This is a genomic window from Paeniglutamicibacter sulfureus (genome assembly GCF_030512175.1).
Lineage (GTDB): Bacteria > Actinomycetota > Actinomycetes > Actinomycetales > Micrococcaceae > Paeniglutamicibacter > Paeniglutamicibacter sulfureus.
The window spans coordinates 2,008,274-2,023,186 of sequence record NZ_JAULBL010000002.1; the positions used below are offsets into that span (position 1 = coordinate 2,008,274).

At 65.9% G+C, this 14,913-nt stretch carries 12 protein-coding genes, 1 tRNA gene and 1 pseudogene; 8 read left to right on the top strand and 6 right to left on the bottom strand.

Features of this window, described 5'->3' with window-relative positions:
- Nucleotides 1-108: 108 nt before the first annotated feature.
- The 3 genes from Q2T94_RS15870 (at nucleotide 109) to Q2T94_RS15880 (ending at nucleotide 2,917) form a co-directional block, all read left to right on the top strand.
- A complete protein-coding gene (locus tag Q2T94_RS15870; protein WP_302265651.1) occupies nucleotides 109-1,116 on the top strand; it encodes an ABC transporter substrate-binding protein in 1,008 nt (335 codons plus the stop codon).
- Between the two features lie 93 nt (nucleotides 1,117-1,209).
- Nucleotides 1,210-2,133, top strand: coding sequence for an ABC transporter permease (locus tag Q2T94_RS15875; RefSeq protein WP_264269246.1), 924 nt, complete (start codon nucleotides 1,210-1,212; stop codon nucleotides 2,131-2,133).
- Complete coding sequence (locus tag Q2T94_RS15880; protein WP_264269247.1) at nucleotides 2,126-2,917, top strand: ABC transporter ATP-binding protein; 792 nt, start codon at nucleotides 2,126-2,128, stop codon at nucleotides 2,915-2,917. Before Q2T94_RS15875 ends, Q2T94_RS15880 begins: the two co-directional genes overlap by 8 nt.
- A 205-nt stretch (nucleotides 2,918-3,122) precedes the next feature.
- Here Q2T94_RS15880 and cls read toward each other — a convergent pair whose 3' ends face one another.
- Together cls and Q2T94_RS15890 are read right to left on the bottom strand one after the other, a co-directional pair.
- Nucleotides 3,123-4,631, bottom strand: a complete 1,509-nt coding sequence (cls, locus tag Q2T94_RS15885) for a cardiolipin synthase (RefSeq protein WP_302265653.1) — start codon at nucleotides 4,629-4,631, stop codon at nucleotides 3,123-3,125.
- Nucleotides 4,632-4,773: 142 nt separating this feature from the next.
- Nucleotides 4,774-6,267 (bottom strand): carboxylesterase/lipase family protein, encoded by a 1,494-nt coding sequence (locus Q2T94_RS15890; protein ID WP_302265654.1) that lies wholly within the window; start codon nucleotides 6,265-6,267, stop codon nucleotides 4,774-4,776.
- A 150-nt stretch (nucleotides 6,268-6,417) separates the two neighbouring features.
- Between Q2T94_RS15890 and Q2T94_RS15895 the strand changes: the two genes are divergently transcribed.
- On the top strand, nucleotides 6,418-6,789 hold the full coding sequence (locus Q2T94_RS15895) for an iron chaperone (protein ID WP_302265656.1): 372 nt from the start codon (nucleotides 6,418-6,420) through the stop codon (nucleotides 6,787-6,789).
- 28 nt (nucleotides 6,790-6,817) lie between these two features.
- On the opposite strand, the gene Q2T94_RS15900 is transcribed toward Q2T94_RS15895, so the two are convergent.
- Entirely contained in the window at nucleotides 6,818-7,030 is a 213-nt protein-coding gene (locus tag Q2T94_RS15900) for a hypothetical protein (RefSeq protein WP_302265658.1), read from the bottom strand.
- Nucleotides 7,031-7,298: 268 nt separating this feature from the next.
- Between Q2T94_RS15900 and Q2T94_RS15905 the strand changes: the two genes are divergently transcribed.
- Together Q2T94_RS15905 and Q2T94_RS15910 are read left to right on the top strand one after the other, a co-directional pair.
- Nucleotides 7,299-8,666, top strand: coding sequence for a sensor histidine kinase (locus tag Q2T94_RS15905; protein WP_302265660.1), 1,368 nt, complete (start codon nucleotides 7,299-7,301; stop codon nucleotides 8,664-8,666).
- The gene (locus Q2T94_RS15910; RefSeq protein ID WP_302265661.1) at nucleotides 8,663-9,328 is read left to right on the top strand and encodes a response regulator; all 666 of its coding nucleotides are present in this window, start codon (nucleotides 8,663-8,665) and stop codon (nucleotides 9,326-9,328) included. The genes Q2T94_RS15905 and Q2T94_RS15910 overlap by 4 nt, the downstream gene beginning before the upstream one ends.
- Nucleotides 9,329-9,473: 145 nt before the next feature.
- Here the strand turns inward: Q2T94_RS15910 and Q2T94_RS15915 are convergent.
- The 3 genes and pseudogenes from Q2T94_RS15915 to Q2T94_RS15925 form a co-directional block, all read right to left on the bottom strand.
- Nucleotides 9,474-10,739: pseudogene (locus tag Q2T94_RS15915) on the bottom strand (RNA polymerase sigma factor).
- A 33-nt stretch (nucleotides 10,740-10,772) separates the two neighbouring features.
- Complete coding sequence (locus Q2T94_RS15920; RefSeq protein WP_302265663.1) at nucleotides 10,773-11,198, bottom strand: YciI family protein; 426 nt, start codon at nucleotides 11,196-11,198, stop codon at nucleotides 10,773-10,775.
- 367 nt (nucleotides 11,199-11,565) lie between these two features.
- A tRNA-Arg gene (locus tag Q2T94_RS15925) sits at nucleotides 11,566-11,641 on the bottom strand.
- A gap of 203 nt (nucleotides 11,642-11,844) precedes the next feature.
- Between Q2T94_RS15925 and argS the strand changes: the two genes are divergently transcribed.
- Nucleotides 11,845-13,485 (top strand): arginine--tRNA ligase, encoded by a 1,641-nt coding sequence (argS, locus tag Q2T94_RS15930; RefSeq protein WP_302266445.1) that lies wholly within the window; start codon nucleotides 11,845-11,847, stop codon nucleotides 13,483-13,485.
- A 6-nt stretch (nucleotides 13,486-13,491) separates the two neighbouring features.
- Complete coding sequence (lysA, locus tag Q2T94_RS15935) at nucleotides 13,492-14,913, top strand: diaminopimelate decarboxylase (RefSeq protein WP_302265664.1); 1,422 nt, start codon at nucleotides 13,492-13,494, stop codon at nucleotides 14,911-14,913.

The following is a 14,913-nucleotide window of genomic DNA, read 5'->3' on the forward strand; positions in this document are numbered from 1 at the left end:
GAGAACTTCCTGCCGTTTGGGCGAGGATGTACAAACTCCTGAAAACTGCCCGGAATTGGCCGAAACCGAACACCAGGCATGACACTCGCACGTCATGAAAGGAACACAATGAAAATCTTCAAGTCCCTACAGATCGCAGCCTCGGTCGCGGCCACCGCATTGGTGCTCACCGCTTGTGGCGGATCCAGCACGCCGGAGGCCACCGGTTCCTCGGCCGCGGCCGGCCCGGTGAAGATCGGCATTGCCCAGTATGTGTCCCACCCGTCCCTTGATGCCGTGGTGACCGGTTTCAAGAAGGGCATGGCCGACGCCGGCTACGCAGAGGGCGACCAGGTCACGTACGACTTCACCAACGCCCAGGCCGACCAGGCCACCAACACTGCAATGGTGGGCAAGTTCGCCAGCGACGGCGACATGGACCTGGTCCTGGCCATCGCCACGCCGACCGCGCAGGCCGCGGCCCAGTCGATCACGAACATCCCGGTCGTTTTCTCCGCCGTCACCGATCCCCTGGAAGCCAAGCTGGTCTCCAGCCTGGAAGCACCGGGAGCCAACGTCACCGGCACCTCGGACAAGAACCCGGTCAAGGAACAGCTTGAGCTGCTCAAGAAGATCAAGCCGGAAGCCAAGTCCGTTGGCATCGTTTACTCCTCGGGCGAAGTCAACTCCGGGGTCCAGGTCCAGTGGGCCAAGGACGCAGCGGCCGAACTCGGCCTGACCATCGAAGAGAAGGCCATCTCGGCTTCCTCCGAGGTCCAGCAGGCAGCCTCGGGCCTGAACGTCGATGCGTTCTACGTGCCGACCGACAACGCCGTGGTTTCCGCTCTGGAAGGCCTGTTGCAGACCGCCCAGGATAAGAAGATCCCGGTGATTTCCGCCGACGGCGAGTCCGTCAAGCGCGGTGCCACCGCCACCTACGGCCTGAACTACGAGAAGCTCGGCGAGCAGACCGCTGCAATGGCCGTGAAGCTCCTCAAGGGCGAGGCCGAAGCCGCAACGATGCCGGTCGAGACCATCACCCAGGTCGAGCTGTACGTCAACACCACTGCTGCGGAAAAGATCGGGATGACCTTCCCGGAGGACATGCTCTCCGAGGCTGCAGAGACCTACAAGTAAACTCGATCGCCAACGCGTTCCACCCGGTGGCCGGTCGGCTTGCTCCGACCGGTCACCAACATTTACCCAATACCCAAGACGCTAGGATCCACCATGATCACCGCGGTTGAACTAGGCCTGATCTACGCGATCATGGCACTCGGGGTCTACCTGACCTTCCGCATACTCGACTTCCCCGACCTGACCGTTGACGGAAGCTTCACCACCGGCGCAGCAGTCGCATCCATCTCGATTGTCAATGGCGTCAACCCGTTCATTGCCACCGCCATCGCCTTCTTCATCGGCGCTATCGCCGGTGTCATCACCGGCCTGCTCCACACCAAGGGCAAGATCGACGGGCTGTTGGCCGGTATCCTGACCATGATCGCGCTGTATTCGATCAACCTGCGCATCATGACCAAGGCCAACGTCCCGCTTCTGGGCGAGACCACGGTGCTGACCTTCCTGCGCGAGAACCAGTGGCTGGGGACCTGGACCTCCGTCGGGTTGATGTTCCTGGGCTGCCTGGTTGCCGTGGCGGCCATCGTGTGGTTCCTGCGCACCGACGTCGGCCTGGCCATGCGAGCCACCGGCGACAACGAGGAAATGATCCGGTCCCTCGGCGTGAACACCGACAACCAGAAGATCCTGGGCCTGGCGCTCTCCAATGGCCTGGTCGGACTCTCCGGCGCGATCATCGCCCAGTTTCAGGGCTTCGCCGACATCGGCATGGGCATCGGCGTCATCCTGATCGGCCTCGCGTCGGTCATCGTGGGCCAGGCCATCTTCGGCCAGAAGTTCATCTGGATTGCCGCGCTGGCCGTCGTCTTCGGCTCCGTTGCCTACCGCCTGGTCATCCAGCTGGCACTGAATGCCGGACTCGAGGTCAACGACATGAAGCTGATCTCTGCGGTCCTGGTGGTCATCGCCCTGCTGCTGCCGCAGTGGAAGGGCTTCGGGAAGTTCGCCAACCGCATCAGCATCCGCAGCAAGTCCGTCACCACCGACGACAAAAAGGAGGTGGGCGTCGATGCTTGAGATCACCAACCTGAACAAGACGTTCTTCCCGGGAACCGTCAACGAGCGCAAGGCGCTGCGCGACATCAACCTGACGCTCACCGACGGCGAGTTTGTCACGGTGATCGGCTCCAACGGAGCGGGCAAGTCCACGGTGCTGAACATGGTGGGCGGCAAGCTTCGCCCCGACACCGGGGCGGTGCGCATCGCCGGGAAGGACGTGACCAAGCTTCCCGACCACTCACGCGCCCGATTCATCGGACGGGTGTTCCAGGACCCGATGGCCGGCACCGCGCCCAACATGACCATCGAGGAGAACATGTCGCTGGCCCTGGGCCGCGGCACCTTGCGTGCGTTGGCCTCCGGTGTCACCAAACGCAAGCGCGAGAAGTTCGTGGAGGAATTGCGCTCGCTGGAACTCGGCCTGGAAAACCGGCTCAAGGCCAAGGTCGGGCTGCTCTCCGGTGGCCAGCGCCAAGCGCTGAGCCTGCTCATGGCCACGTTCTCCGGACCCAAGATCCTGCTGCTCGACGAGCACACCGCGGCACTGGACCCGCAGCGTGCGGCGCTGGTGGCACGTCTGACCGAGGAAATCGTCGTGCGCCACCAGCTGACGACGTTGATGGTCACGCATAACATGGAACAGGCCCTGCGCCTGGGGACGCGACTGATCATGATGCACGACGGACAGATCATCCTGGACCTGGACTCGGCCCAGAAGGCCAAGATGACGGTTCCCGGCCTGCTGCACGAGTTCGAGAAGATCAAGGGTGCCCAGCTCGATGACCGGACCATGCTTCAGTAACCCGGACCACGCCCCGGCGCCTGCCTCCTGAGGGAGGCGAGGAGCCTTCAAGGGAGCGGTAACGCCAAGACACGAGCGATCCCCGAAACGGGGTTGCCCGGTTCAGGCGGTGCCGCTCCTTTGTGCGTGTCCCGCCGGTCATTTTCGGCAACCCGCTGCGCGGGGCGGGGTGGTTGCCCTGTCGGTGGTGAACGGGCGGGTGCTGCTACTGCAGCGCCGAAGTCAGGCGGGCCAGATTGTCCAGCACCGTGGAGCGCAGCGGCTGCTTGAGCCATTCCTCGAGCGTGAGCAGCCGGCTGACTCCGCGGTATCCGTCCTCGACCTCGCGCATCTGCGCCACGAAGCCCGCGTCGCGCACCAGCATCGAGACCTCCATGTTCAGGCCGAAGGAACGCATGTCCATGTTGCTGGATCCGATCAGCGCCGTCTCGTCGTCAATGGTGAAGTGCTTGGCGTGCAGGATGTACGGGGCCGGGTAGAGGTAGATCCGCACCCCGGCGCGCAGCAGCTCCTCGTAGTAGGAGCGCTGCGCATGGTAGACCAGCGCCTGGTCCCCGACCTCCGAGACGAACAGGTCCACCGGGACCCCGCGGGCGACAGCGGAGGTGACCGCGTACATCAGCGATTCGTCGGGCACGAAGTAGGGAGAGGTGATCACGATGCGCTGCTGGGCCGCGTGGATCAGCCCCAGGAAGAGCCGCAGGTTGTTTTCGCGCTCGAACCCGGGGCCCGAGGGGACCACCTGGGTGAGCATGGTTCCGCGCTCTTCGCGGTGCTCGATCAGCGCTGTGCCCAGTCGGCCCGGCGAATCGCCGCTGGCCACCAGCTCCGCCCGGCGCACGCCCTCGATGATGACCTCCCCGGTCTCGGAATACCAATCGGAGATGAACACCGCATCCAGCGTGGCCACGCCCGGTCCGTGCAGCTCCAGGACCAGTTCCTTCCACTTCAGGCCGCGGGCAATGTTCTTCTTCACGTTGTAGTCGCGGGAAATCATGTTCAGCGAGCCCATGTAGCCGACGGTGCCGTCGATGACCAGGATCTTGCGGTGGTTGCGCAAGTCCGGGCGCTGGAACTTGCCCTTCAACGGCTGCAGGGGAAGCATCAGTCGCCAGTCCGCGCCCATCGCATCCAGGCGCGCCTTGGTGGCGGCATAGTGCGGCTTGCCGCGTGAGGCCCAGTGGTCAAGCATCACGTTCACCCGCACCCCGCGCGCAATGGCCCGTTCCAGTGCGTCGAAGAACCCGGCGGTGGTCGCATCCACGCTGAGGATGTAGAACTGCGCGTGGACATAGTCGGTGGCCGCATCGACGGCATCGGCCATGGTTTGGATGGTCTGCTCGTAGTCGCCCAGCAGTCGGCCCGAATTCCCCGCCAACAGGGGCAGGCCGCCGTAGGCGTTGTTCATCTCCACCAGCGAGTTGAACCAGGCAGGGTTTTTCCCGCGGGCTTCATCGTGGGGTTCCTCGGCGCTGATCGAGCGCATGAAGGTGTTGATCTCCTCCTGCACCTCGCGGCGCTTTCGCGGCAGCTTGGGCGAACCGATCAGCAGGAAGGCGATGACCCCGAAGTAGGGGATCAGGAAGATCGCCAGCAGCCACGCCATCCCGGAGGTGGGGCGGCGGTTGCGCGGGACGAAGACCACGGCAAGGACGCGAATGGCCAAATCCAGGACCACCAGCGCGGTCGCCCACCACCAGGCACCTGTAAACATGTATGCAACTTTCCCCGAATTCCGCTGTTCATTCCCCAAGCTACGCTAGCCGAAGCCCGCAACCGGCAGCGACGCCACGGGGGGTGGGCCACGGGAAGCGCCGTGGCGGGGTACCGGGCGAGGTCGGCGGGGGATCGCGGCGTCAGCAGATCGCCCCTGCCTCGTCGTCGCGCGGGGAGAAGACGACGTCGTTGCCCAGTCCGTTGAACGTCTTCACCGGGCGGCGGATGTCCCAGTGCGGCCATTCGGCGTACCCCAGGGTGGCAAAGCAGACCCAGGCCTCGTGCATGGCAGTGGCCAGGGACTGCGGTGCCTCCTCGCCCACCAGCCCCGCAGCGTCCTGGGTGCCCAGATTGTCAAAGACGAAGGGCAGTTCCATCCGGTGTGCCGCGCCCAGGTCCTGGACCGGGCTGTGCCAGGCGAACTCGTAGACCTGGGTCTGCCCTTCGGCGTAGCGTCTGGCATCGGCCAGCGTGTACATCGGCACCCGCAACACCTTGTCGGTGGCCAGGGCGCCCAGGATCTCACCCGGTCCGGCACCGGGGCGATTGCGCCCGTAGAGCCGCTGCGCCTCCTTGGAGATGCCGGCCTTCCGCCGCGCCACAGCGAGGTGCACCCTGGAGACCTTGGCGCCGCGGCCAGTGGGTCCCAGCCAGAGTCGGAACTCCTGGGTTGTGGTGCCGATCAACAGGGGAGTGTCCATTCCGGCACCGGCGAGCATGGCCTCCAGCGGGTCCCGGGGCACCAGCAGCGGCTCGATCGCCAGCCCATGGGCCGGACCGCCACTCAACGGCGTTGAATCGGCTGCCACCCGGCGGTGGGAAGCCAGCAGCTCGGCGGGGGTGCGGGCGGAGAATTCCTCCCGGGTGGCTTCGATGCCCAGGTCCTTGGCGATGCGTTGGGTCATCCGTCGGGCCCGGGACAGGGGCAAGGCGGCCAGCGGGGCACTTTGGATGATGGCGCGCGCGAGCAGCGTGGAGGCGCGCGGGTGTGCCAGCAGTGCCGCCACCATGGTGCCGCCGGCCCCGTGTCCCATGAGGGTGACCTGCTCCGGGTCCCCGCCGAAGGAAGCGATGTTGGCCCTGGTCCATTCCAGGGCGGCAATGACATCGGCAAGCCCCAGGTTCGGCGGGGCGTCCTCCAGCAGCGAGAATCCCTCGGCGCCCAGCCGGTAGTTGGCCGCGACGAAGACCACCGCGTCGCGGGCAAAGGCGGTGCCGTCGTAGCCGGGCAGCGCGTTGGACCCGTGCTGCAGCGACCCGCCATGGATCCACAGCAGCACCGGGCGCAAGCCCGAGGTGCGCTTGGCGGGGGCAAAGACATTTACGTTCAGGCACGCATCGCCGGGAATGACGACGGTGGGCAGTAGCGTGCCAAGTGCCCCGGAATAGGGGACCTGTCCGGCGGTGGGTCCGTAGTGGCCGGCGGCCAGGGTTTCGCTCCAGGGTTCCGGGAGCGTGGGGACGGCAAAACGGTTTCTGCCCACGGGCGCGGCGGCATAGGGAATCCCCAGGAAGCGTTCGACGCCGCCGATGAGTACGCCTTCCACCGGGCCGCAGGGCGTGTCGCGGACCAGCGAAATGCCATGCGGATCATTGCCAAGGCCCATCAAGACCACTCCCGTATCCAGCGACACCAACGCCTAAATCCAGATTAGTCGGCTTCCCGCTCCAAGGGCAGGGGGGTGAACAGGAGGATCTCCCGGGGTCCCCATGGGGCAGAATGTAGCCAGATCGATGTCCCTCCCGCCATCGAGGGGCGCCTTTCCCGAACCCCAAGGAGCACCATGGCCAAGATCACGGGCACCACCCCCGAGGAGTACCTCGGCAATGTCCCCTCCGAACTCCAGCCCCGCGCCCGGGCACTGCACCAGGCGCTGTGCGAGACGCTGCCCCACGCCAGCGTCCAGATCAAGTGGGGGCAACCTGCCTTCGTGGACGACACCATCCTGGTGGCCTACGCGGTGTTCTCCAAGCACATCAACCTCTACACCACGCCCAGCTCACGCGCGGCGCTCGCCGGGGAGCTGGGCGGCTACACGCTGGGCAAGGGATCCATCCGGCTTCCGCACGACGAGCCGCTCCCACTTGACCTCATCAAGCTGGTGGCCACGGCCAGGGAAAAGGAATTCCGGGAGCAGCACGTGCGCTGGATGTAACGAAGGCCAGGCTCCTCCTGCCCCGGGTTCAGCGTGCGGAAATCGCGGGAATCGGGGTATGGCCGGCGCGGAATCCGGTCGGTGCATGCCACGCGTCCGGGGGCTCGTCCGGCACCGGCTGCAGGGCATGTGAAAGGCCGAAGATCGAGGCGGCAAGGACGGCCAGTGCCGCGAGGGCGACGGCCACGCGCGTGACCTTGGTCGTGCGCGAGCATGGGATCTGCAAGGGGAATCTCATCATGACACCAAGTGTTCTCCCGTTCCCTGCCGTGCGCATCGGGCCCAGGACCGGGCGTGGAACGGCGAAACCGGTACCTGGGTCTGAACCGTTCGGTACCTGCGGGTGACTCGCCGGCCGGCCCGGACGTCTACGGTAGGACCATGCACCATTGTGTTTCCCGCCCGGCGGGCCCTTGTCGGGCCGGAATGCCCGCCCTGAACCCCAGCTGCCCGCGTACACGGCGGCCGCCCGGCCAGGCAATGACCGTGCCGGCATCGGCGGGGCAGCGGTGAGCACGGAAGCCGACTATTACGAGCCGGTTCGTTGGCGCGGGCGTTGGGGGTGGCGCTCCGATGTGACGGCCGCAGCCCTTTTTCTGGCCCTGGTGATTTTCTGCCACGAGTTCCTGCTATGGGGCTCGTACTCGGGCAACTACCTCGGCGACACGTCGTTATTCGTGCTGGCCGCCGCCGTGGCCATCGGTTGCGCGCGGGTCTTGCCGGGGGTGGCGCTCGCGCTGGTCTGGGTCGGCACGCTGTTGCAGATGCTCCGTGGAGTGGACGTCGACCTCGCCCAGCTGGCCGCACTGTACGTGGTGGGAATGGCCGCCAGGTACGGCACACGGCTGTGGGTTTTGTGCGCGGGCCTGTCGATTGCCGCGGGATCGGTGCTCGGCACCGCCTACATCGGCCGGATCGGCTCCTGGGTCTCCGATCCGCTCTTCCGCGCCATGGAGTCAAACGCCTGGCCCACCAACAACCAAGTCATCGCGGTCTTCGTGGTGGTTGCATCGGTGCTGACGCTGCCGTGGCTGCTGGGCCTGTTGCTGCGGCTCTTGGCCGGGAAACAGACGGCCGAACGCGGATCGGCGCGGGCGCGGGAGGAAGCGGACAGCGCCCTGGAACTGGCCCGGTTGCGCTCGGAGAATGCGGCCCTGGCTCGCGACGTGCACGACGTCGTGGGCCACTCCCTGGCAGTGATCATTGCCCAGGCCGACTCGATCCGCTTCATCCCCGACGCAGATGTGGTTCGCATCCGCGAGACGACCGGGACCATCGCCGAGGCTGCCCGCCGATCCCTGGGCGAGGTGCGCCAGGTGCTGTCGCAAACCGCGGAAACCAAGTCGACCGATGCCAGGGTCGTGGACACCGGGGCGATGGGTGCCAGAAGGTCCGGTGCCAGGCAGGCCGTGTCGACGGCAACGCGCAGCATGGCACTGCAGACCGCGCAGATGGGCCTGCTGCACCCGGCGGTCTCGGAGATCTCCGCCATCCTGCAGAACGTGCGCGGCACCGGATACGAGGTCAGCGAGGAAACGCTGGGGGAGCCGGTGCCGTTGCCGGCCGACATCGTTCCTGCCACCCGCAGGATCATCCAGGAGATGCTCGCCAACGCGCTGCATCACGGCTGCGCCACCACCCCGATCTACGTCAGGCACTACTGGGGCGCCACGAGCTATACGCTGAGCCTGACGAACTATTTCGAGGCATCGGCCCTTTCCAAGCGCGCCGGGACCGGCATTGCCGGCATGCGCCAGCGCCTGGCAAGTCTGTCAGGCACCCTGAGCATCAATACCGAGGACGGGGTCGCCGGCGCCCCCGATCTGTTCACGCTTGCCGCAACCTTTCCGCTCAACCACGAATGGACCACCCGTTGAACCAACCGCAGATCCGCGTGGCGCTGGTCGATGACCAGCAACTTTTTCGTTCCGGCCTGGCGGTGATCATCGGCGCCCAGCCCGACATGGCCGTGGTGGCGCAGGCAACCGACGGCACCGAGGCCCTGGGCGCGATCGCCGTCCACGAACCCGACGTGGTGCTGATGGACGTACAGATGTCGCCGATGGGCGGCGTCGAGGCCACCCGCAAGATCTTCGAGGACGCGACGGGCCGCTTCGATAAGCTCCCGAAGGTCATCATGCTCACGACCTTCGACTGGGACGAACATGCCGCCACCGCGATCCGGCACGGGGCCAGCGGCTTCATCCTCAAGGACAGCACTCCCGAGTTCGTTTGCGAATCGATTCGCGCGGTCAACGGCGGCAACGCAGTGATCGCCCCGCAGTCCCTGGCCGCGCTGTTGCGCGACGAGCCGGTACCGGTGCCCGAGGTTCCCCTGCCCTACCTGGAGCTGACCGAGCGGGAGCGGGAGGTGTTCGCCGCCGTGGCGTTGGGGCTGACCAACCAAGAGATCTCCGAGAAGCTGTTCCTGGGCGGATCAACGGTCAAGACCCACATCGGGGCGATCCTGCGCAAGCTCGAGCTACGCGACCGGGTGCAGATCGTGGTCTATTCCTACGAAAACTGCATCGGCCGCTAGGCTCAATCCGCTCATTGCCGCTTGAATGTAGTGCGTATCACGCCCCGGAAATGACGGTCCCGGGGTGCAAGGGATGTAGTGTTCATGGAAGCCAATGCACCTTTTCTCAAAGGGGCGGCGGTTAGGCCCCCACAGAGATTCGCCGTCACTGTGGGGGCCGTCCTAATTCCCCCGAAGACCTGGATTGAAGGTCCTCCGCCTTCGCCCGGAAGACTGCGCCCATGCGCCTGTTACCGACCAGCGAGGCCGCCAGCAGGAATTCGGCCACGGCTTCGGGGTTGCATCCCAATCGGGCCAGCAATTCCCCGCGCACGCTCGGCAATAAATGCGAACTGGCCAGTGCCCCCTGCTGTGCCAAGTGGTCGACGATGCGCAGGGCCGCATCCGGTCCTTCGGTCATCGAGACCGCCACTGCCCGATTCAGCTCGACGACGGGTCCCGGCGCAAGGCTGCACAAGGCCCCATAGAGCAGCACAATCCTGTCCCAGTCGGTTTCCCCGACGCTCCGTGCCACGGCGTGGCATTCGGCGATGGCCGCCTGGAGGGCATAGAAGCCCCGACCGTGCCGCAGTGCATCGGCACGTTCCAACGCCCGGCGCCCCCGCATGATCTGCGAGTGGTCCCAGCGCGAACGATCCTGGTCGGCCAGAAGGATCGGGCTGCCGTCCCGGGAGATCCTGGCTGAAAACCGCGAGGCCTGGATCTCCATCAACGCCACCAGCCCGGCGACCTCCGGCTCCCGGGGAAGCAGTCCGAGCAGGACCCGGCCCAGGCGCAGCGCCTCGTTGGCCAGCTCGCGGCGGATCAGGTCGTCGCCGGCCGTGGCGGCGTAGCCCTCGGTGAACACGAGGTAGATCACCGCCAGCACCGCCGACAGGCGTTCGCCCCACGCCTGCGCCTCCGGGGCCTCGAACGGTATTTTGGCCGCGGCGAGCGTCTTTTTGGCACGCACGATCCGTTGCTGCACGGTGGCCACGGGCACCAGCATCATCCGGGCAATTTCCTCGGTCCGCAGCCCGCCCACGACGCGCAGTGTCAGCGCAACCTGAGCCTCACGGGACAGCACCGGATGGCAGGCGGTGAAGACCAGACGCAACACGTCGTCGTCGATGGGCTCCCAAGCTTGCTCGGTCGATTCCCGGAGGTTCCGGGCCAACTCCCGCTGGCGTTCATAGAGCCTGGTCGTCCGGCGCCACGCATCGATGGCCTTTCGCTTGGCCACCGCGGTGATCTAGGCGCCGGCATTTTTTGGGATCCCCTCGCCGGGCCATTGCGCGAGCGCATCAACCAGTGCTTCTTGGGCGAGGTCCTCCGCCTGTCCAAGGTCGCCTGTCATCTTGGCCAAGGTTGCAACAATGCGCGCACCCTCGATGCGCCAGAGCGCGTCAAGGGTGCGTTGGGTGTCTGCCATGCCTGCCTTCCGGGGGTGGCCTGGGCTTCGGGTTTACGGCTGTCCGAGTTCCTCGCGCCAGACCTCTTCCTTCTTGAGGTATTCGTTGTCGGCAAAGTCCTCGAAATCCGACATGTCGGTGAGGCGGCGGACCTCGAGCTTGGCGCCGGCGCCCAGTGGCGCCCGGCTGGCCCACTCCACGGCTTCCTCCTTGCTGGAGACCTGGAGGATCCAGAAGCCGTTGAACAGCTCGTGGACTTCCCCATAGGGGCCGTCGGTGACGATCGGGGTTTCCTCCGAGAAGTCGACGACGAAGGCCTCGCTGAGGTCATCGGAAAGCCCCTCTCCGGCCAGCAGCACACCCGCCTTGATCAGGGATTCGTTGTAGGCGCCCATGGCATTGATGATCTCGTTGAAGTCCGCCTTCTCGTAGGCTTCCTTGGCGGCCTGGGTCGAGCGCATGATCAGCATGAATTTCATGGTGTTCTCCTTGGGGTTCGGGAAGGCGCGCAAATACGTCCTTCACTCATTACATCGAACGGGAGCCACCGATATCGACAGGTGAGCGAAAAAACTTTCAAGAACTTTGGAAGGCGTTCGATTCCGCGTGCATGTGGTGCCGGAAGGAGGATGCCCAGGGCGGCCGGGAGGGGATGTTGGGTGCCTGGCAGCGCATCGGATACCTTATGCGGGCTCCGCAGCCTGAACGAGTGAGGGGACGTTCCCTGAAGATACTGCCGGCCAGAAGCCGCATTGGCCCAAACGTGCAGGCCAGGGCACCGTGGTGTCGGAAACAACAAAAAAGTCGCCGTCTCCCGTTGAAACCGGGAAACAGCGACTCTTGCTTTGGTGCCCTCGAAAGGATTCGAACCTTCGACCTTCCGCTCCGGAGGCGGACGCTCTATCCCCTGAGCTACGAGGGCGTTGCCGGAAATCAACAACCAATTTCATGCTTTCTGAAACATTTTCCGGCTGGGAACGTAGACGAGCTTAGCAGGTGTGAAGCGGTGAATGACAAATTGGGCTTTCAGCGCTGCGGGGAGGCGCCCAAATACGCATCTGATGTGTGCGACGCCGCGCCGTCACATCGTCCAATGGGGTCCGTGCCCCCGGTTATCCTTGAGTGGTGACTCCTGAAGAACTCTCCACAGCCATTTCCGCTTGCCTCCGCGACGCAGTCGACGCCGGCCAGATTTCCGTCGACGTGCCCGAGAATGTGCGAGTGGAGCGACCGAAGAGTCGCGAGCACGGGGATTGGGCCACCAACATCGCCCTGCAGCTGGGCAAGAAGGCCGGGATGAACCCGCGCGACTTCGCCCAGGTCCTGGCCACCCGCTTGGCGGAATCGGCCGGAGTAGCCGGAGTCGAGATCGCCGGACCGGGCTTCCTGAACATCACCCTCGAGGCTGGTGCCGCCGGGGGGCTGGCCAAGGCCATCGTCGAGGCCGGCACCGAGTACGGCAAGAACGATGCCCTGGTGGGCCACCAGATCAACATGGAGTTCGTCTCCGCGAACCCCACCGGACCGCTGCACATCGGCCACACCCGCTGGGCAGCCCTGGGTGACTCGATCGCCCGCGTGCTCAAGGCCAGCGGTGCCACCGTCACGTCCGAGTACTACATCAACGACGCCGGCAACCAGATGAACATCTTTGCCCTGTCGGTCTACAACCGACTGCATGGCCTGCCGGTTCCGGAGGGCGGCTACCCCGGTGCATACATCAAGGAACTGGCCGATGCCGTGGCCAAGGCGCACCCGGACATTCGATCGCTCACCCAGGAAGCCGCGCTGCCGATCGTCCGCCATGCCGCCTACGTGGCGCAGATGGCCGACATCAAGGAGACCCTGAACGACTTCGGCGTCGAGTTCGACGTTTTCTTCTCCGAACAGGAACTGCACGCCGGGGGAGCCGTCGAGGATGCCGTGGCGCGCCTGCGCGAACAGGGCCACATCGACGACACCGACGGTGCCGTGTGGCTGCGCACCACGGACTTCGGAGACGACAAGGACCGCGTGCTGATCCGTGCCAACGGCGAGCCGACGTACTTCGCCGCCGACGCCGCCTACTACCTGTCCAAGAAGGACCGCGGCTTCACCGAGAAAATCTACCTGCTCGGCGCCGACCACCACGGCTACGTCAACCGCCTCAAGGCCATCGCGGCCGCGGCCGGCGACGATCCCAAGGTCAACATCGAGGTGCTGATCGGCCAGCTGATCTCGGTCAACGGCGCCCGCCTGTCCAAGCGTGCCGGCAACATCATCGAGCTGCGCGACCTGATCGACTGGCTCGGCGCCGATGCGCTGCGCTACTCGCTGGGCCGCTACCCGGCCGATTCGCCGATGACCATCGACCCGGAGCAGCTGAAGAAGAACACCAACGACAACCCGGTGTTCTACGTCCAGTACGCCCACGCCCGCTCCCGCGCCGCCAGCCGCAACGCGGTGGAAAAGGGCGTGGAACGCACCGACTTCGATGCGACGCTGCTCACCCACGAGACCGAGAACGACCTGCTCGCGGCCCTTGGCCAGTTCCCCTCGGTCGTCGCCCAGGCGGCAACCCACCGCGAACCGCACCGCGTGGCCCGCCACGTCGAGCTGCTCGCCGGCGCCTACCACTCCTGGTACGCGGCCTGCCGCGTGACCCCCGTGGGCGACGGCGCCGTCGAGCCCATCCACCGCACCCGCCTGTGGCTCAATGACGCCACCACCCAGGTCCTGGCCAACGGCCTGGGACTGCTGGGCGTCTCGGCCCCGGAAAAGATGTAAGGAACCATGACCTCTTCACCACTTGCCCCGACCTGGCTGTCCCTGCCCACCGATGTCAATGCGCTGCGCCCGATCGAATGGGCCGCCGGCGTCGCCCGCTCCGAAAGCGGCGAACTCGCCGTGCAGAACCTGTTGGTCAGCGACCTGGCCAAGGAATTCGGCACCCCACTCTTCGTGCTGGATGAAGACGACTTCCGTGCCCGTGCCCGCGGCTTCAAGCAGGCCTTCGACGCCGCGTTCGCCGATCTGTGCGGCGGCGTGGATGTCTACTACGCCGGCAAGGCGTTCCTGAGCACCGAGGTGGCCCGCTGGGTCACCTCCGAGGGCCTGCGCCTGGACACCTGCTCCGGCGGGGAAATGGCCGTGGCCCGCGTCGCCGGCGTGCCGGCCGCCAACCTCTCGCTGCACGGGAACAACAAGTCGGCCACCGAAATCCGCACCGCGCTGGAGGCCGACCTGGGCCGCATCGTCATCGACTCGCTGGACGAGCTCGAGCGCGTGGCACTGCTGGCGCGCGAGACCGGCAAGCGCGCCAATGTGATGCTGCGCCTGACCCCCGGCGTGCACGCCAGCACCCACGAGTTCATTGCCACCGCGCACGAGGACCAGAAGTTCGGCCTCTCGATGATCCCGGTGGGCGATGACGCTTCCCCCGCTGCGGCCGCGGTCGCCTTCGCGCTGGGTCACCCGGAGCTGAACCTGCTGGGCCTGCACGCGCACATCGGCTCGCAGATCTTCGAGGCCGAGGGCTTCGCGCTGGCCGCGCAGAAGATGCTCGGCTTCCTGGCACAGGTCAGGAAGGACCACGGCGTCGAGCTGCCCGAGCTGGACTTGGGCGGCGGCTATGGCATCGCCTACACCGAGGTCGACACCCCGCGCGAACCGGCGGTGCTGGCTGCCGCCATGGCAGAGGTCGTGGGCAGCACCGCTGCCGAACTGGGCCTGAAGGTCCCGCGGATCTCCATCGAGCCGGGCCGCGCCATCGCCGGCCCCTCCACCTTCACCCTCTACGAGGCCGGGGTGCGCAAGTCGGTCCAGGTCGAGACCGGGGACGGCACCCTGGTGCCCCGCCGCTACGTGTCGGTTGACGGCGGCATGAGCGACAACGCCCGACCGGTGCTTTACGACGCCGACTACACCGCGGTGCTGGCCGGCCGTGTGACGGAAAGTGAACCGATTATTTCACGTGTGGTTGGGAAACATTGCGAGTCCGGTGACATAGTCGTACGGGACGTTTACCTGCCCGAGGATGTTGCCGCCGGCGACCTTTTGGCCGTTCCGGGAACCGGGGCCTATTGCTGGGCCCTGTCGAGCAACTACAACTACCTGGGTCGCCCGGGCGTGGTTGCAGTGCGCAATGGCGCGGTCCGCGCCATCATCCGCAGGGAAACCGAAGCCGATCTGTTGGCCCGCGATTTGGGAGCATAG

Excerpts from the sequence above, each read along its gene's own strand:
- cls (WP_302265653.1), bottom strand. The coding sequence starts at position 4,631 with ATGTTTACAGGTGCCTGGTGGTGGGCGACCGCGCTGGTGGTCCTGGAT.
- lysA (WP_302265664.1), top strand. The coding sequence starts at position 13,492 with ATGACCTCTTCACCACTTGCCCCGACCTGGCTGTCCCTGCCCACCGAT.
- Q2T94_RS15895 (WP_302265656.1), top strand. The coding sequence starts at position 6,418 with ATGGCCAAGATCACGGGCACCACCCCCGAGGAGTACCTCGGCAATGTC.
- Q2T94_RS15870 (WP_302265651.1), top strand. The coding sequence starts at position 109 with ATGAAAATCTTCAAGTCCCTACAGATCGCAGCCTCGGTCGCGGCCACC.
- Q2T94_RS15875 (WP_264269246.1), top strand. The coding sequence starts at position 1,210 with ATGATCACCGCGGTTGAACTAGGCCTGATCTACGCGATCATGGCACTC.
- Q2T94_RS15880 (WP_264269247.1), top strand. The coding sequence starts at position 2,126 with ATGCTTGAGATCACCAACCTGAACAAGACGTTCTTCCCGGGAACCGTC.
- Q2T94_RS15900 (WP_302265658.1), bottom strand. The coding sequence starts at position 7,030 with ATGATGAGATTCCCCTTGCAGATCCCATGCTCGCGCACGACCAAGGTC.
- Q2T94_RS15920 (WP_302265663.1), bottom strand. The coding sequence starts at position 11,198 with ATGAAATTCATGCTGATCATGCGCTCGACCCAGGCCGCCAAGGAAGCC.